Origin of the sequence: Cohnella thailandensis (genome assembly GCF_014212135.1) — a bacterium.
Classification (GTDB): Bacteria; Bacillota; Bacilli; order Paenibacillales; family Paenibacillaceae; genus Cohnella; species Cohnella thailandensis.
In genome coordinates this window covers 193,850-210,331 of the sequence record NZ_JACJVQ010000013.1, presented here as the reverse complement: position 1 = coordinate 210,331, position 16,482 = coordinate 193,850, and the positions used below count along the sequence as shown (strand labels likewise).

15 protein-coding genes and 1 riboswitch are annotated in these 16,482 nt (G+C 58.6%); of the genes, 13 read left to right on the top strand and 2 right to left on the bottom strand.

The genetic code is table 11. The features are described from left to right. Positions 1-84: 84 nt before the first annotated feature. Entirely contained in the window at positions 85-2,358 is a 2,274-nt protein-coding gene (locus H7B67_RS15210; protein ID WP_185120863.1) for an FAD-dependent oxidoreductase, read from the bottom strand. 119 nt (positions 2,359-2,477) lie between these two features. Here H7B67_RS15210 and H7B67_RS15205 point away from each other — a divergent pair, with 119 nt between their 5' ends. The 10 genes from H7B67_RS15205 (at position 2,478) to H7B67_RS15160 (ending at position 11,414) form a co-directional block, all read left to right on the top strand. Continuing rightward, on the top strand, positions 2,478-3,296 hold the full coding sequence (locus H7B67_RS15205) for an AraC family transcriptional regulator (RefSeq protein ID WP_185120693.1): 819 nt from the start codon (positions 2,478-2,480) through the stop codon (positions 3,294-3,296). 123 nt (positions 3,297-3,419) lie between these two features. Further along, a complete protein-coding gene (locus H7B67_RS15200) occupies positions 3,420-4,640 on the top strand; it encodes a D-alanyl-D-alanine carboxypeptidase family protein (RefSeq protein WP_185120692.1) in 1,221 nt (406 codons plus the stop codon). A 185-nt stretch (positions 4,641-4,825) separates the two neighbouring features. Beyond that, complete coding sequence (gene spoIIAA / locus H7B67_RS15195) at positions 4,826-5,179, top strand: anti-sigma F factor antagonist (protein WP_185120691.1); 354 nt, start codon at positions 4,826-4,828, stop codon at positions 5,177-5,179. After that, entirely contained in the window at positions 5,176-5,622 is a 447-nt protein-coding gene (gene spoIIAB, locus H7B67_RS15190; RefSeq protein ID WP_185120690.1) for an anti-sigma F factor, read from the top strand. Before spoIIAA ends, spoIIAB begins: the two co-directional genes overlap by 4 nt. Before the next feature lie 25 nt (positions 5,623-5,647). Continuing rightward, positions 5,648-6,406 carry an RNA polymerase sporulation sigma factor SigF gene (gene sigF, locus H7B67_RS15185; RefSeq protein WP_185120689.1) on the top strand — a complete coding sequence of 253 codons (759 nt, stop codon included), beginning with the start codon at positions 5,648-5,650 and terminating at the stop codon, positions 6,404-6,406. Positions 6,407-6,584: 178 nt separating this feature from the next. Further along, positions 6,585-7,217, top strand: a complete 633-nt coding sequence (locus H7B67_RS15180) for a stage V sporulation protein AA (protein WP_185120688.1) — start codon at positions 6,585-6,587, stop codon at positions 7,215-7,217. Continuing rightward, on the top strand, positions 7,210-7,638 hold the full coding sequence (locus H7B67_RS15175) for a stage V sporulation protein AB (RefSeq protein WP_185120687.1): 429 nt from the start codon (positions 7,210-7,212) through the stop codon (positions 7,636-7,638). The genes H7B67_RS15180 and H7B67_RS15175 overlap by 8 nt, the downstream gene beginning before the upstream one ends. Positions 7,639-7,663: 25 nt before the next feature. Then, complete coding sequence (locus H7B67_RS15170) at positions 7,664-9,454, top strand: spore germination protein (protein ID WP_245363634.1); 1,791 nt, start codon at positions 7,664-7,666, stop codon at positions 9,452-9,454. 149 nt (positions 9,455-9,603) lie between these two features. Continuing rightward, positions 9,604-10,935 carry a diaminopimelate decarboxylase gene (lysA, locus tag H7B67_RS15165; RefSeq protein ID WP_185120686.1) on the top strand — a complete coding sequence of 444 codons (1,332 nt, stop codon included), beginning with the start codon at positions 9,604-9,606 and terminating at the stop codon, positions 10,933-10,935. A 50-nt stretch (positions 10,936-10,985) separates the two neighbouring features. Then, complete coding sequence (locus H7B67_RS15160; protein ID WP_185120685.1) at positions 10,986-11,414, top strand: peptidylprolyl isomerase; 429 nt, start codon at positions 10,986-10,988, stop codon at positions 11,412-11,414. 97 nt (positions 11,415-11,511) lie between these two features. On the opposite strand, the gene H7B67_RS15155 is transcribed toward H7B67_RS15160, so the two are convergent. Then, positions 11,512-12,375, bottom strand: coding sequence for a hypothetical protein (locus tag H7B67_RS15155; protein ID WP_185120684.1), 864 nt, complete (start codon positions 12,373-12,375; stop codon positions 11,512-11,514). 286 nt (positions 12,376-12,661) lie between these two features. Continuing rightward, a riboswitch (FMN riboswitch) is annotated at positions 12,662-12,830 on the top strand. Between the two features lie 390 nt (positions 12,831-13,220). Here H7B67_RS15155 and ribD point away from each other — a divergent pair. The 3 genes from ribD to H7B67_RS15140 all read left to right on the top strand — a co-directional run bounded on the left by ribD (position 13,221) and on the right by H7B67_RS15140 (position 16,439). Next, complete coding sequence (gene ribD / locus H7B67_RS15150; RefSeq protein WP_185120683.1) at positions 13,221-14,327, top strand: bifunctional diaminohydroxyphosphoribosylaminopyrimidine deaminase/5-amino-6-(5-phosphoribosylamino)uracil reductase RibD; 1,107 nt, start codon at positions 13,221-13,223, stop codon at positions 14,325-14,327. Positions 14,328-14,343: 16 nt separating this feature from the next. Next, on the top strand, positions 14,344-15,015 hold the full coding sequence (gene ribE / locus H7B67_RS15145) for a riboflavin synthase (RefSeq protein WP_185120682.1): 672 nt from the start codon (positions 14,344-14,346) through the stop codon (positions 15,013-15,015). 128 nt (positions 15,016-15,143) lie between these two features. After that, positions 15,144-16,439: a bifunctional 3,4-dihydroxy-2-butanone-4-phosphate synthase/GTP cyclohydrolase II gene (locus H7B67_RS15140; RefSeq protein ID WP_185120681.1), complete on the top strand. Its 1,296-nt coding sequence runs from the start codon at positions 15,144-15,146 to the stop codon at positions 16,437-16,439. The last annotated feature ends 43 nt before the right edge of the window (positions 16,440-16,482 follow it).

The following is a 16,482-nucleotide window of genomic DNA, read 5'->3' as shown; positions in this document are numbered from 1 at the left end:
GGATGCCCCAACCCACCATACTCCCGGCGAGATAGACTCATCCGAGTCTATCTCCTATTCTTCATATGCTCGAAAATCCGACTATCAACCAAGCGGCTTCTCGCGCTTGCATTCGTATACCCGCACTTCCACGATCTCGGCGCGAGGGCAGCCGTTCGTCGCCGCGACGACGACGCGAAGGCGATTCGTTTCGATCTTCGCGCCAAGGGAATGAACGCGCTTGCGCTTGTGATTGTTCCGGCATTCCGCCACGGTCTCCCATCCGTCGTTCAGCCAGGCTTCGACGCGATAATCCTTGACGAGCTCTGGAATGGCTTCGAACGGAGTGCGATGGTGATGCAAATTGATCAAATCCTCGTTGACGTCGTCGTTAAACGTCAGGTGGACGGAGCCGACCGCGATCGGTTGGGGCCAGGCGAGCTCCAGCCATTGCGGCGTCTCGGACGGATCGGCTTCGGACGACCATAGATGAGGGCCGCCGTAAGGGCGATGATAGCCGTCCGCGACCTTGGACGGAAGGAAGGCGTTCGTCTCGCCGGCTAGCCGGAAGCAGACGGTCTTCCGTTCGAAAGGATGGGAACGCCACCGAACGAGCGGCTGGTCGACCTGCTTCTCCTCGAGCGACGAAGGCACCGGCGGTTCGCCGCCGTCCTTGAACGTCAATACGCCCGTAAGCGGACGGTTCGAAAGATGGACGGATAAGCGGTCGTTCGCTTTCACGACGATAAACGCGTTCTGCGCCGTATCCGGGCTCCAGGCAAGCGGGAGAGCGACCCATTGACGTTCGCCTCGCTTCACGGAAGCTTCCGAGGAAGCCTCCAGCCGGAAGGGGACGTAGTTCTCGAGGCGTCCCGTGCTCCACGCTTCAACCTGGAGCACGGCATCGTCCGCGGCATTCACGAGCAATTCGATGCCGTCCAGCCTGGGATCGACCGGCACGATAAAGCCGATGTCGGACGTCAGCGAATAGGCTTCGTCGGCTTGCTCGGCGGCGAGAACCCGAAGCGTGCCGGAGGCGGCTACGTCCGCATGGCGCGCCGCGTCGGCCTCGTCTTCGTTGCGGATGCCGATGACGGACGCGTCCTGACGAAGCAGCGTTTGCTGCAGCTCTCGAAGGTGCCGGCGGTGCAGCTCACGGGGCGAGACGCCCTTGATCGCGCACAACGCGGCTCCCGTGCCGGCCGCTTCGCCGATAACGGCGCAGGTCGCCATCACCCGCGTCGTTCCGAAAGCGACGTGGGAAGCGCTGATGTCGCGCCCCGCCATAAGCATGTTGTTCACGTTGACCGAATAGAGAGAGCGGAACGGAATATGATAGACGCCGTCCGGATACAGATGCTTGGAGCCGCTTTCCTTCGCGTAAACCCCTTGCGGCGGGTGAAGATCGATCGACCAGCCGCCGAACGCGACTCGATCCTCGAACGGATGCTGCTCCAGGATGTCGTTCTGGTTCAAGACGTAATCGCCGACGAACCGGCGGTATTCCCGCTTGCCGGGGATCGAGCCGACCCATTCGAGCGTCATCCGGTCCGCGTCGAATTTGCCGGAGTTTTTGATAAAATCCCAGATTCCGTAGATGACCGCCCACAGCTCGTCGCGGATTCGTTCGTTGTCGTGCACGGTGTCGAGCTCCCCGCCCCATTCGATCCACCAGTAAGCGCAGCCGTTGTCGCCGCTGCGGATGATCCGGCGCACCGGAATCGTCGTCTTCGCGATGTCGACGGCGAAGGAGGGAGGAACGAACCGAACGGGCCGGCCCGCGTCCTTCGTGTAGAACAGCAGCGTGCTGCCGAGAGTGATATCGTCCGGGACGAGCGGTGCCCAGCTCTCGTTGAACTCATGCTGCGCTTCGCGTCCGATCCGGTGCTTCGCTCCGGCCAGGAAGCCGATCAGGCCGTCCCCCGTGCAATCGAGGTAGAAGAGGCTCTCGAACCGAATCCGGCGTTCCGAGCCCATCATCCATCCGGTCAACGACCGGATCGTGCGGTCTCGTTCGTCGCCGTCGGCTTCAACCTCGTGAACGTCGGTGTTCAGATACAGCCGGATGTTCGGCTCCGCCCGGACGGCTTCGAGCAGAGTCAAATCCCATAAATACGGATTGCCTTCGATGTTGCGGAATTGATTCTCCACGAAGAGCTCGCCCATGATGCCGGTTTCCCTCGCATATCGCTGGGTGCCGTGCGCCGTCGCGCCGCACACCCAGACCCGGACCTCGCTGCTGGAGTTCCCCCCGAGGACGGGGCGATTCTGTACCAGGGCCACCGTGCGGCCGAGCCTGGCCGCCGCGATGGCGGCGTTGACGCCGGCCAGCCCTCCTCCCACGACCGTAATATCCGCTTGCGCGATTTCCTGTCTCATCATCGGTCACCTCGAAAGGGATATCTTTGATTTCATATTAATCCATCATATTATTTAATTACATGCACCCTATTTCAAAATCGAATATCCTTTTTTTCAACATGAAGGAGGAAGAAGCCATGCTCGGTTCCGCGGAAGCGCGGTTGGAGTCTCACGTCTACTGGCATCGGAAGGAGCGCTTCGCGCTGGACCGCGATTTGCACGCCTTCTGGACGATGTTCGCGGTAGAGACGGGCCGGTTCCGCTACAAGGTCGGCCGCTTCGAAGGGGAGGCGGGATCAGGCGAACTCGTACTGTGCCCGCCCGGAACGTGGTTTTACCGGGAAACGGTGACGCCATTGTCGTTCCATTATTTAGCGTTCCGTATCGGTCAGGCGGACGGAGCGGATTCCGCCGCGTTAGAAGAGGGAACCGATGCGGAAGCGACCCGCGAGGAATGGATGGGCAAGTTCGCCCCGGCCGACCGGGAACGCTTGGCTTCGACCTTCCGCTACTTGCGGAGCCTGGAGGCCGCAACGGAACCTCGGAGCATGCGCTTGAAGCAGCATCTTCTGAACGATCTGCTGCGGATGCTGGAGCTGGAGCAAGTCCGGTCGGGGCAGCCTCCCGAAACCGGGGACGAGAAGATGCTGGAGGCGAAGAGGTTATTGGCCGATTCCGGAATGGAGCCTCTCTCCTTGTCACAAGCGGCCAAGCGATTGGGATTGACCCCGGTGCAGCTGACGAGGAAGTTTCGTTCCGCGTTCGGGCTTACTCCGTCGGCGTTCTTGACGGAGACGAGGCTGGATCGGGCATGCCGGCTCCTCCGGGATACGTCCCTCGGCCTGGACGAGATCGCCAGGCAATGCGGCTACGAGAACGGGTTCTACCTCAGCCGCGTGTTCCTCAAGGTTCGGGGCATTCGGCCATCCGCCTATCGCAAACGGAACCGCGTCTAGCCGCCCGATCAAGCAGCAATACTCTCGCATAGTGGAATATTTTGCTTTTCCCCAGGGAACAATGGTTGGAAGAAGACACCATAGCCTGCCTTACCGGCATCTGGAGGGGAAAACCAAACACTCATGCACACCATGCGATACCGCCGATGGGTTCGTCCTCTGACGACTCTTGCCCTGACCGCCGCGATTGCGGCCTCGGCCGCCTCGTCCCCCGCTCTGGCGGAGGAAGCCTCCTCGGGCCATTCCAAATCGATCGCACCGCAAACCGATCTGACCGGCTCCGCCCGTTCGGCCATCCTGATGGATGCGGACAGCGGAACCGTTATTTTCGAGAAGAACAGCTCGGCGGCTCTGCCTCCGGCGAGCATCACGAAGATCATGACCATGCTGCTGGTGATGGAGGCTCTTGACGAAGGCCGAATCAAGCTGACGGACAAAGTGCAGACCAGCGAATACGCGGCATCGATGGGCGGCTCGCAGATCTTCCTTGAACCGGGGGAAGAGATGACCGTCGAGGATATGCTGAAGGGCGTAGCCCTCGCATCCGGGAACGACGCTTCGGTCGCGCTGGCCGAGAAGCTGGCCGGAAGCGAAGAGGAATTCGTCAAGCGGATGAACGAGAAAGCGAAGGAGCTCGGCATGACGAGCACGCATTTCGTCAACTGCAACGGTTTGCCGGCCTCGGGGCACGTCTCTTCGGCTCGGGATATCGCGCTGATGTCGCGGGAGCTGCTTAAGCACGAAGAGATTACGAAGTACACGGGGCTTTACCAGGATTATCTTCGCAAGGACAAGCCGAAGCCGTTCTGGCTCGTCAATACGAACAAGCTGGTGAGGTTTTACAACGGCGCGGACGGGCTGAAGACGGGCTTCACCGGGGAAGCGAAGTTCTGCCTGTCGGCCACGGCCAAGCGGGATAATCTGCGGCTGATCGCGGTCGTGATGGGAGAGCCGAATACGAAAACGCGCAACGCGGAAGTGTCGAAGCTGTTCGATTACGCGTTCGCTCAATTCACGAATGTCCCTATTTACAAGAAGGGCGACACGATCGGCTCGCTTCAGGTGCAGAAGGGCGAAACCGCCAAGCTGCCGATCGTCGCGAAGCATTCGTACAGCGTGCTCGTGCGCAAAGGCGATTCCAAAGGAAATATCCGTCACGAGCTTGTTCTGGACAAAAAGCTGACGGCGCCGGTGAAGGCCGGACAACAGGTCGGCAAGCTGATCGTTTATCGCGGCAACGAGGTGATGAACGAATTCCCGATCGAAGCTCCGGCTTCCGTGGATCGGGCGGGCTGGTGGACTCTGTTCAAGCGCTCGGCGGGCAAGCTTTTCCTGAACGATTAACCGAAGATGGGCAAAGAAGGCGGCAAGCGGCAGACTTGCGCCTCTTTGCTGTATTTTGTCGGGGGGAAGAAGCTAGCTTCTAGTTTTGTCGGGGGGCAGGAATGGAAATCCGGTTCGTAGAATTGAGTTAAGCAGTAATCCGGAAAAGTGGCACAGCCGTTGGTACACGATGGGGAGGGATCGGCGTGAGCTTGCAGGTGGAATTGGAGCAGCATAGGAATGTCTTGGTTGTCAGATTGCGAGGGGAATTGGACCATCATACGGCGGATATCGTCCGCTTCAAGATGGAAGATGCGATTCTAAGAGGTCGCGTGGAGCATGTCGTTCTCAGTTTGAAAGACTTGCAGTTCATGGATAGCTCGGGTCTCGGGGTCATTCTCGGAAGATACAAGCTGATCAAGAGCCGCGGGGGCAAAATGGTCGTGTGCGACGTTCATTCGGGCGTAAAACGCTTGTTCGAGCTGTCCGGCTTGTTCAAGATTATCTCATTCTACGAGACGGAGCGTTCGGCTCTAGCCGGATTGGAGGTCGTATCATGAGCGCAGGCAATTTCATGAAGCTTAGCTTTGCGAGCCGTTCGGAGAACGAGGCGTTCGCCCGCGTGGCGGTAGCCGCGTTCGTCACTCAGATGGATCCTACGCTGGAGCTGCTGAACGATATCAAGACGGTCGTGTCGGAGGCGGTGACGAATTCCATCATCCACGGCTACGAGAATAAGCCGGACGGAGTCGTGCTGCTGGAAGCCGAGATCGACGGTGACACCGTCACGATTACCGTTGCGGACGAAGGCCGGGGCATCGAGGACATCGACCTTGCCCGGCAGCCGCTGTACACCTCGCGCCCGGAGCTGGAGAGATCCGGCATGGGCTTCACGATTATCGAGAATTTCATGGATGAGCTGGACGTGTCCAGCGAACCCGGCAAGGGAACCCGTCTTCGCATGAAGAAAAGAATCGAATCCAAGAAGGCGCTGTTCAACTAAATACCGCGCGGCAGGGGTTGGAGCAATGGAAATCGAATGGAAGCGATCGTCGCCGCAGGGGTATCTGGACGATTCCGAAGTCAAGCGGCTTATCGCGTTAAGCCAATCCGGCGACGGGACGGCTCGCGAGACGCTTGTGTCGAGCAATATTCGGCTCGTCTGGTCCGTCGTTCAGCGCTTCTCGGGCAGAGGGTACGACTCGGAGGATCTGTTCCAGATCGGCTGCATCGGTCTCCTGAAGGCGGTAGATAAATTTGATCTTAGCTACGACGTGAAGTTCTCTACTTATGCCGTCCCTATGATAATCGGAGAGATTCAACGATTTCTGAGGGACGACGGAACGCTCAAGGTAAGCCGATCTCTCAAGGAGATGGCGAACCGGGTTCGCAAGGCGAAGGACGAGCTCTCCAAGCGCCATGGAAGGCAGCCGACCATCGGCGAGGTGGCGGAGGAGCTGGGGGTCACACCGGAGGAGATCGTCTTCGCCCAAGAGGCGAACAAGCCGCCGACGTCCATTCACGAGACGGTGTTCGAGAACGACGGGGATCCGATCACGCTGATGGATCAGATCGCGGACGAATCCCAGGAGAAATGGTTCGACAAGCTCGCCCTTACGCAGGCCATTCAGGGGCTCAGCGATCGGGAGCGCTTGATCGTATTCCTGCGTTATTTCCGGGATCAGACCCAATCGGAGGTGGCCAGCCGGCTCGGAATCTCTCAGGTTCAAGTCAGCCGTCTGGAGAAAAAAATACTGCAAAGCATCAAAGAGCAAATCGCCCAATGAATCCCGAACCGTCCGCGCCAAGCCTCCCGGCTTCCAGGCGCGGGCGTTTTTTCGTCTATCGGAGGCGATTTTTGGGGGATTTGTTCCGTTCATTTGTTTCATACTACTGGCAAGGATGGTGCGAATCGGCGTCAATCGAGATTTAGGCGGGTAACGCTGCGGGAGGAGTGGGAAGCCGGTGGAGACGACCGTCTACCTGCGTCTTAGGCGCAGAATTGTCATGAAACAAGGCGAAGCGGTTCGATTGGGCGACATCGCGCGGATCGTTTCGGAACCGGATGTCGAGAGGAGGCTGTCGGAGCTTGAGCTGGTCCGGGCGAAGCCGGAAGACGGCGATCGGCTTATTATCGATATGCTGAACATCGTTCGCCGAATTCGCGAAGAAGCTCCGGGCATCGTCATCGAGACTTACGGGGAACCGCATGTGCTGGTCGAGATCACGAAGAACGGGGAGCAGAAGCCGAGGAGAGTCGCGCTTGTGCTTGCGTGGCTCCTTCTGTTCTTCGGTTCCGGGATGACGATCGTCAACTTCCATGCCGACGTGAATATGCCTTTGGTGCAGCGAAGGGTGGTCGAGCTGCTCACCGGAAGCGGCGACCGGCACCCTTGGCTGTTCCAGATTCCGTATTCCATCGGGGTCGGGCTCGGCATGCTGCTGTTCTTCAATCGGCTGTTCCGCAAGCGCCGAAGCGACGAACCGAATCCGCTCGAGGTCGAGATGTTCATGTACCAGGAGAACGTCAACCATTACGTCATAACGGAAGAATTCCGGAAGAAGCAAGAGCGGGCCCGGGAGGCGCGCCATGATTGAGGCGGCCGGGTTCGCTCTCGTCTCCGTCGTCGCTCTGGCCGGCGGGTTCGCCGTGGGCAGCGCTTTTATCGCGCTGCTGATCGTATTGGACCTGATCCCCCGGCTCGTCCAGCTTACCCGCGCCCATCGGCGCTCTTGGGTGTTCGAGTCCGCTCTGTTGGCGGGGGCGGTCTATTGGTGCTGCGCGGATTTCTTCGGTTGGAGGTTTGTTCTTCCCCAGGCGATTCTGCTCATCCCGGCGGTGTTCCAAGGGGTGTTCGTCGGCATGATGTCGGCCGCTTTGACGGAGGTGCTGAACGTCATTCCCATTCTGACGAAGCAATTGGGCCTCAAAAGATATTTGTTCGCTCTCTTGATCGCGTTGGCTCTAGGGAAGACAACCGGATCGCTCGTGGATTGGCTGATATTGCAACCTAGATAAGATTTGGAAAAAGGAGGGGTTCGAGATGGAAACGAACGAGCATGGCAGCATGGACCTATCCACCGCCGAGAGAAAACCGGCAGCCGAGACGATGGCACCCCTGCAGGATGAAGGCAGAAACGAGAACGGGATGATCGTTCCGAAGCCTGTCGGAGTGAACCGTAAACGCGAGGAGAAGGAGCGATCGGAGCGAGAGGGTCGGGCGCATGCCGATCGGGAGCGGGAAGGCAGGGAAGCTTCTTCGCGGGACCGGTCCGAGAGAAGGCAAGAGCCGGGGGGCTTCAACGTCTCCGATCCGGACGATCTCAAGCCCGAGGATCGGATTCCTCCCGATATCGACGATTGGCTGGAAGAGCTGAAGCGCAAAAGCGGATTGGAGTCCAGCTTCGACGTGCAGGTACGGCAGATGACCTTCGGCCATAAACGCACGGGCCTGCTTTTCCTGAGCTGTTTTACGAAAGACGTCTCCTTGACGGAGGTTATCAAAAGGCTGAGCTATCTGGATCCGGAGTCGCTTCGCCAGGGCAGCAGCGCCTTAAAGACGTTCTTCGAATTTTATTTGCCGGCCGTACAGGTGACCGTGACGAATTCCATGCAGAAGCTCATCGAGGAAGTGATGATCGGCAATACCGCTTTCTACGTGGATGGAGAAAGTACCGCCCTGATTATCGATGCGAAGCAGTACCCGACCCGAACGCCCGACGAGCCCGTTCTCGAGAAGGTCGTGCGGGGAAGCAAGGACGGCTTCACGGAGACGCTGCTGATGAACGTGGCGCTCGTGCGCCGGAGACTGCGGGATCCCCACCTCCGTTTCGAGATCCTCAAGGTGGGAACCCGCACCCAGACCGACGTGGCGATGGGCTATGTCGAGGACATTGCCGACCCGAAGCTGGTGGAATCGCTCCGCGATAAAATTCAAGCCATCAACATCGACGGAATCCCGCTCGCCGACAAGCAGCTGGAGGAACTGACGGTCAAGACGGACTGGAATCCGTTCCCTCTCGTTCGGTATTCCGAGAGGCCGGACGTCGTTGCCGCGCATATGATGAACGGCAGCGTTTCGGTCATCGTGGATACATCGCCTAGCGTTATCGTGCTTCCGACGACGTACTTCGATCTGGTCCAGCATGCCGAGGAAAATCGCCAGAACGCCTTCATCGGCACGTATTTGCGCTGGGTTCGCTTTTTCGGAATCCTGTCTTCGATATTCCTCCTGCCGCTCTGGTTCTTGTTCGCCGAGCATCCGGAATTGCGTCCGCATTGGCTTTGGTTTCTCGGAGCGAACAAAACGGGGGACCTGCCTCTGGTCCTTCAATTCCTGTTGGTCGAGGTCGGGGTCGATCTGATGCGGCTGGCGGCCGTCCATACCCCGTCTCCGCTCGTGACCGCGATGTCGCTCGTATCGGCTATTCTCGTCGGCGATATCGCCGTGAAGACGGGGCTTTTTATCAACGAGGTTATTTTGTACATGGCGGTTGCCGCGATCGGAATGTTCGCCACCCCCAGCTATGAGCTCGGCTTGGCGAACCGGATCGTACGGCTGGTGCTGCTGCTTGCGGCTTTCGCGTTCCAAGCGCCGGGTTTGATCGCCGCCACGACGATTATCGTCATTTGGCTGTCGCTTACCCGTTCGTTCAACTCCCCGTACCTGTGGCCGTTCATTCCGTTCAACGCGGGCGCGTTGCTGGCCGTTATCCTGCGCAGGCCGCGGCCCAAGAACAAGGTTAGACCCTCGATCAACCGAACGAAACAGAACGTCAAGCAGCCCCTCGCGACAACGGAAAGAGGAGCCGGAGAAAGCGAGCGGCACGGGTAGCGAAGGAACGAATGCAAATGTTCTTCTAAATCCTCCATTTCCCGCGCGGACAGGATCGGATATACTAGGATAAATCGTGCAAATGACCGGACCGCGATCGGCCGTCGGTCGTCCGAATCCGAGAATATTCGTTAAAGGGGATAATGGGAATGTACCTGCATGGAACCAGCCGCATTAATGACAAAGGACATCTTGAAATCGGAGGCTGCGACGTCACCGATCTAGCCAAGGAGTTCGGCACTCCGCTTTATATCGTGGACGAGGCGCTCGTGCGCCAACGCGCCCGGGAGTACATGGAGGCGTTCCGCGAGACGGGACTCCGCTTCCAGGTCGCTTACGCTTCCAAGGCATTCTGCGTGATGGCGATGTGCCGACTCGCGGAAGAAGAAGGAATGAGCCTGGACGTCGTCTCCGACGGCGAGTTGTACACCGCTCTGCAAGCCGGCTTCCCGGCGGAGCGCATCCACTTCCACGGCAACAACAAGACGCCGGAAGAAATCGAGATGGCGCTTAAGGCGAATATCGGCTGCTTCGTCGTGGACAACTTCGTGGAGCTTCAGCTTCTGAACGCGATCGCTGTCGATCACAACAAGCAAGTCAATATCCTTCTGCGCGTGACTCCGGGAGTCGAAGCGCATACTCACGACTACATCTCCACCGGCCAGCAGGATTCGAAGTTCGGCTTCGACATCGGCAACGGCACGGCGTTCGAAGCGGTGAAGACGGCGCTGGGGCTTCCTCAGCTGAAGCTGCTCGGCGTTCACTCGCACATCGGCTCGCAGATCTTCGAGGTAGAAGGCTTCCGCATGGCCGTCGAGAAGGTTGCCGCGTTCTCCATCGACGTGCGCGACAAGCTGGACGCGACGTTCCCGGTCATTAACCTCGGCGGCGGCTTCGGCATCCGTTATGTCGAAGGAGATACTCCGCTTCCGGTCGCGACTTACGTTAAGGCCATTACCGACGCGATCATCGGCGAGTTCACGGCCGCGGAATATCCGCTTCCGGAGATCTGGGTCGAACCGGGCCGCAGCATCGTCGGCGACGCGGGCACGACACTGTACACGGTCGGAACGAGCAAAGACATTCCGGGCGTGCGCAAGTACGTGGCCGTCGACGGCGGCATGACCGACAATCCGCGTCCGGCTCTCTATGAGTCCAAGTACGAAGCGGTTCTCGCCAACCGCGCGAACGAAGCCGTCTCCGAGGTCGTCTCGATCGCGGGCAAGTGCTGCGAAAGCGGCGACATGCTCATCTGGGATCTGAACCTGCCGAAGGTGCAAACGGGCGACCTGCTTGCGGTCTTCTGCACGGGAGCGTACAATTATGCCATGGCCAGCAACTACAACCGGATTCGCCGTCCCGCTGTCGTCTTCGTACGCGACGGACAGGCCGACCTTGTCGTTGCTCGCGAGACTTACGACAACATCGTAGGCAACGACTTGATTCCGGCGCGCTTGCGCAAGCAGGCGGTAGCCAAGTAAGATAGAATTCTATCGGCCGCAAACCATTTACGCTTACGAGGTGACAGGGAATGAAGAAAGGCACGATCACGCTGGAGAACGGCAATGCGATTGAGATTGAATTTTTCGATAAGGACGCGCCGAATACGGTCGCGAACTTCGAGAAGCTGGCGAACAGCGGCTTCTACAACGGCTTGACGTTCCACCGCGTCATCCCGGGCTTCGTCGCTCAAGGCGGTTGCCCACAGGGAACAGGTGCCGGTGGCCCTGGCTACGAGATCGATTGCGAAATCAATCCGAACAAGCACGAGCGCGGCGTTCTCGCCATGGCTCACCGCGGTCCGAACACGGGCGGCAGCCAGTTCTACATCACGTACGCTCCGCAACCGCACCTGGACGGCGTGCACACGGTATTCGGCAAGGTCACTTCGGGCATGGAGCATGTCGACGAGCTTCGCGGCGGCAGCAAGATGAACGAAGTCAAGGTGTGGGAAGAGTAATTCCGACCCTCGGGCCAAACGACAAACCCTCCGACGTTATTCGCAACGTTCGGAGGGTTTGCTTTATTTCATTCGATTCGCGAGCAACGTTTCGGTCTTACTCCACCAGAACGCCATCTGCATAAACGTGGTTCGTGATGATCGGGTTGACGATAATTCCGCTGTTTTTGCCCGCGAATTTGCCGACATCGAGCCGCGGCTCGTACAGATAATGAACTTCTCCCGCCGACCAGCTGGTTCGGATCGCGCCTCCGGGATAATTGTGGGCCACTACGCCTCCCGCGCCTCCGCTCACCACGGAAACTTTCCCCCACGAGAAGGAATTCGCGATCAATCCCTCGTTAAAGGCGGTTATTCCGCCGCTCTGGGCGAATGCGCCCGCTTCTCCGCTGAAATGCGAATAACGGATGATGCCGTTCTTCCCGTTCCGGGCCGCGATCCCTCCGGTTACGGACTTGCCGCCGATCTCCATGAAGGAAGACGAGTACTCGATGGTTCCTTCGTTGAGGCTCGCGATTCCCCCCGCGTTATCGCCGTAGACCTCGCCATAAACCTTAAGATTGGATACGTATCCATAATTGGCGATCGACAAGGCTCCTCTTTGGTCATGGAGGACGGAGGACGACAAGATCAGGTTTCTGATCGTCCCGTAGTTCTGATCGATCAAGCTGTCCTGCAAGCCGGATATCGTATGATGGTTCCCGTTAAACGTACCGGAGAATGACGGGACCGGAATCCAGGCATCATCGACCGCAATACTGTTTCTCAATAAGAAGTGGGAGCTCGGATACGAGGCCAACAGCTTCAAGTCTTCCGAGCTGCAAATCCGGATAGGCGACGATGCCGTTCCTTTGGCGACTCCGCACGAGGTAGCGATGGAAGACGGTGCCGCGAATGCTTGACTGGAAAGCGAGAGAAACATGACGATCCCGATCAGCAGCGAAAACCCTTTTTTTCTCATTTAATCCCTTCCTCATCCATAATTGAAAAATAATAACTCGGTTCTCATTATATAAGGAGCGAACCGAAATGTGTGTCGAAGAGTGGCAGCCCTTTTTTGTTCGAGGAATTCGTGAGGTCGAAGAAAGCAATTCCGACTAAAACGATGAATTGAATGCGTTTACCTTTGAAAACGAATGGAAAGGTGGTTGCAATTTTGCCGCCGTAGTGTTACTATTCCAATCAACGTAAGCTTTAAGAGAGTTCTCTTACGGTTAACGGTGATTTACAAAGTCATTGATTCAAGCGTCTACCTTCGGGGCGGGGTGCAATTCCCCACCGGCGGTGTTCGGCGGATCCGTCCGCCGTCAGTCCGTGACCCGTTCTTGCAGCTTCCGGTCAACCGGAGCCCGCGAGGCGGCTGACCCGGTGAGAGTCCGGGACCGACAGTTACAGTCTGGATGGGAGAAGGAGCGCAGCGCGGCCTTGCCGCGTCCAACATGCAGCGAACAATCGGGTTACCGGCACAAGATGGGAAACGACCTGCTTTGTCCTTTTTTTCACAAATCAGTCGTTTTCGCGCCAACAAATGAAAGCTGCGGTGTCTGGGTTCGCGCGGCTTCGTCGATAGGGACCTATGCTATCGTCGTCGCTCGCGGTAGAGAACATCGACTTTCGTTTAGTCTAATAGCGGCTGCCTCGCAGCTTGCTTTGGCGATTCTTGCTCGGCCTGGTCGATTGCCGCCGGTTTCGGACGCGCACGCAATAGGTCTGTCTTACGCTGTGTAACTGCCATCTGCCCCTGGGGACATGTTCTCCGGGGGCTTATTTGTTTGCATTGCCGGACGTCAAGGGAGTGAGAGAGAAATGGAAGTCATCAATGACGAATTCTACATGAGACTTGCGCTTCAAGCGGCCTCCAGCGCCGCCGGACAGACGAGCATCAATCCCGTGGTGGGATGCGTCGTCGTGAACGAGGGACGGGTCGTCGGCATCGGCGCGCACCTGAAGCGGGGCGAAGGACATGCGGAGGTTCACGCTTTGAACATGGCGGGCGATTACGCCAAGGGAGCGACGGCTTACGTCACGCTCGAGCCCTGCAGCCACCATGGGAGAACGCCTCCTTGCTGCGAGAGACTTATCCAAGAGGGCGTCAAGCGGGTGGTCGTCGCGGCGACGGATCCGAATCCGCTTGTCGCGGGAAGAGGCATCAAGCGGCTGCGGGAAGCCGGGGTCGACGTCACGGTCGGTTTGCTGGAAGAAGAGTCCCGCAAGCTGAACGAAGCTTTCAACAAGTACATTATGACGAAGCTTCCTTTCGTGACGATCAAGACGGCGGCGACGCTGGACGGAAGAGTGGCGACCCGAACGGGCCACAGCCGCTGGATCACGGGGCCCGAAGCCCGCGAAGCGGTACATACGCTCCGCCATCGGAACGCCGCGATCCTGGTCGGAGTCAGCACGATTCTGGCCGACGACTCCGAATTGACGACCCGATTATCGGTACCGGGCCTCCACCCGATCCGAATCGTCGTCGATTCCAAGCTTCGCACGCCGGTCTCCGCGAGAGTGCTGAACGGAGAAGCCCCCACGATTCTGCTGACGACGGAGAGCGCGCCGGCAGAACGAGCGCGAGAGCTGGAAGCGCAAGGAGCCGAGGTGATCGCGTGCGGTCCGGGACCTCGCGTGGACCTGGCTCTGGCGCTGAAGAAGCTCGGGGAGAAGGAGATCGGCTCCATTCTCGTGGAAGGCGGAGGAACGATCAACGGATCGCTGCTGGAAGCCGGTCTTGTCGACAAGATCATGCTGTTCTACGCGCCCAAGCTCGTCGGCTCCGAAGCTCCGTCCGCATTCGCCTTTCAAGGTCCCGATCGGATGGGCGACGCTCTCGAGCTTGAGAACGTGTCGGTCGAACATTTCGGTCGCGACTGGTGCGTGACGGGGTATCCGAGCAACCGGGCGAAACCGGAGTAGGAAGGAAGTGCGCTCCATGTTTACAGGACTCATCGAAGAGATCGGCGTGCTCCGACGGGTACAGAAGCGCGGAGAAGCGATGATCTTGACGATCGCGGCGAAGAAGGTGCTGGAAGACGTCAAGCTCGGCGACAGCATCTCGGTTAACGGAGTTTGCTTGACCGTCGTCTCCTACGACGGCGGAAGCTTCAACGCCGACGTCATGCCGCAGACGTTCCGGCACTCCAACCTTTGCGAGCTGAAGCCCGGCAACCCGGTTAATTTGGAGAGGGCGATGATGGCGGGCGGACGGTTCGGCGGCCATATCGTCCAAGGCCACGCGGACGGGACGGGCGCGATCGCGGATCGCCGAGAGGATGCGAACGCGGTCGTGTTCACGATTAAGCCGCATGACCCAAGCACGCTGCGCCAGATCGTGCCGCAAGGCTCCGTCACGCTGGACGGCATCAGCCTGACGGTGGCGCTCGTCGACCGGGAAGCGGGGACGCTCACGGTATCCATTATTCCGCACACTCTGCAGGAGACGGCGCTGCAGTACAAGAAGCCGGGCGAAACGATCAACATCGAATGCGACATTCTCGGCAAGTACGTGGACCATCTGTTGGCGCAGAGGCTCGGAGAACAGTCCTCCGGAAGTCCGAAGGGCGGCGGCCTAACCGAAGCGAAGCTCAGAGAATTAGGCTTCTAACCTTAGGGTGAGAGCATCCGGCCGATAGGAAGGCCGCGACGATCCGAATCGATCCGAATCGATGTTTCGGATTATCGAGATAGTAAAGAATGGATAGAGCAGAAACAAGGGAAGAGGAGGAAACGAGCATGAGCACGAACGATGAACGGCGGAATGCGGGTGGAAGCCCGGAAGCTTTCGAGTTCGACCGGATCGAAGACGCGCTGAAGGATCTGATGGAAGGCAAAGCGATCGTCGTCGTGGACGACGAGGATCGCGAGAACGAAGGCGATCTGATCGTACTTGCCGAGAAAGCGACGCCCGAGATTATCAACTTCATGATTACGGAAGGCAGAGGACTCGTCTGCGTGCCGATTACCCAGGAGAGGGCGGAGCAATTGGACCTTCCTCCCATGGTTACGCACAATACCGATTACCATGGCACGGCGTTTACCGTATCCGTCGATCATGCATCCACTTCGACGGGCATTTCGGCTTACGAGAGAGCGGATACGGTAAGGGGATTGATCGACCCGAACGCGAAGCCTTCCGACTTCCGCCGACCGGGCCACATGTTCCCGTTGATTGCCAAGAACGGCGGCGTGCTGCGCCGATCGGGGCACACGGAAGCCGCCGTCGACCTCGCCCGGATGTGCGGTTCCACTCCGGCCGCGGTCATCTGCGAGATCGTCAAAGAGGACGGAACGATGGCCCGATTGCCGGACCTGATCGAGTTCGCCAAGCAGCACTCTCTTAAGCTGATTACGATCGAAGAGCTGATCCGTTACCGGAACGAGAAGGAGAAGCTGGTCAAGCGGGAGGTCGAAGTGACCATCCCGACCGACTTCGGCGAGTTCAACGCCATCGCCTATACGAATCTGGTGGATGCGAAGGAGCATGTCGCCTTCGTCAAAGGAACGATCGACAGCGAGAAGCCCGTGCTCGTCCGCGTGCATTCCGAATGCTTGACGGGCGACGTGTTCCATTCCCATCGCTGCGACTGCGGACCTCAGCTGGAGGCGGCCTTAAGGCAGATCGACGAAGAGGGAAGCGGCGTGCTATTGTATATGAGACAAGAAGGACGCGGTATCGGCTTGATCAATAAGCTCAGAGCTTATAAGCTTCAAGAAGAAGGCTTGGACACCGTCGACGCGAACCTGAAGCTCGGATTCGCGCCGGATTTGCGGGATTACGGCATCGGGGCCCAGATACTGAAGGATCTCGGCGTACGCCGGCTCCGGCTTCTGACGAACAACCCGCGGAAGATCCGAGGGCTGGAAGGCTACGGGCTTAACGTGGTCGAGCGCGTCCCGATCCAGACCGAGGCGAATCAGACGAATACCGGCTACCTGCGCGCCAAGCAGGCGAAGCTGGGCCATATGCTGGGCTTCTCCGGCGAAGAGAAGAAGGAATCGGCGGACAACGACAATAAACTGGGAGTTTAATCGGCTGGCAGCAGCGTTTGAACTTAATGAGAGGATGAAGGAC

Coding starts and splice junctions, on each gene's coding strand:
- H7B67_RS15210 (WP_185120863.1), bottom strand. CDS start 2,358: ATGAGACAGGAAATCGCGCAAGCGGATATTACGGTCGTGGGAGGAGGG.
- H7B67_RS15205 (WP_185120693.1), top strand. CDS start 2,478: ATGCTCGGTTCCGCGGAAGCGCGGTTGGAGTCTCACGTCTACTGGCAT.
- H7B67_RS15200 (WP_185120692.1), top strand. CDS start 3,420: ATGCACACCATGCGATACCGCCGATGGGTTCGTCCTCTGACGACTCTT.
- spoIIAB (WP_185120690.1), top strand. CDS start 5,176: ATGAGCGCAGGCAATTTCATGAAGCTTAGCTTTGCGAGCCGTTCGGAG.
- sigF (WP_185120689.1), top strand. CDS start 5,648: ATGGAAATCGAATGGAAGCGATCGTCGCCGCAGGGGTATCTGGACGAT.
- H7B67_RS15175 (WP_185120687.1), top strand. CDS start 7,210: ATGATTGAGGCGGCCGGGTTCGCTCTCGTCTCCGTCGTCGCTCTGGCC.
- H7B67_RS15170 (WP_245363634.1), top strand. CDS start 7,664: ATGGAAACGAACGAGCATGGCAGCATGGACCTATCCACCGCCGAGAGA.
- lysA (WP_185120686.1), top strand. CDS start 9,604: ATGTACCTGCATGGAACCAGCCGCATTAATGACAAAGGACATCTTGAA.
- H7B67_RS15160 (WP_185120685.1), top strand. CDS start 10,986: ATGAAGAAAGGCACGATCACGCTGGAGAACGGCAATGCGATTGAGATT.
- H7B67_RS15155 (WP_185120684.1), bottom strand. CDS start 12,375: ATGAGAAAAAAAGGGTTTTCGCTGCTGATCGGGATCGTCATGTTTCTC.
- ribD (WP_185120683.1), top strand. CDS start 13,221: ATGGAAGTCATCAATGACGAATTCTACATGAGACTTGCGCTTCAAGCG.
- ribE (WP_185120682.1), top strand. CDS start 14,344: ATGTTTACAGGACTCATCGAAGAGATCGGCGTGCTCCGACGGGTACAG.
- H7B67_RS15140 (WP_185120681.1), top strand. CDS start 15,144: ATGAGCACGAACGATGAACGGCGGAATGCGGGTGGAAGCCCGGAAGCT.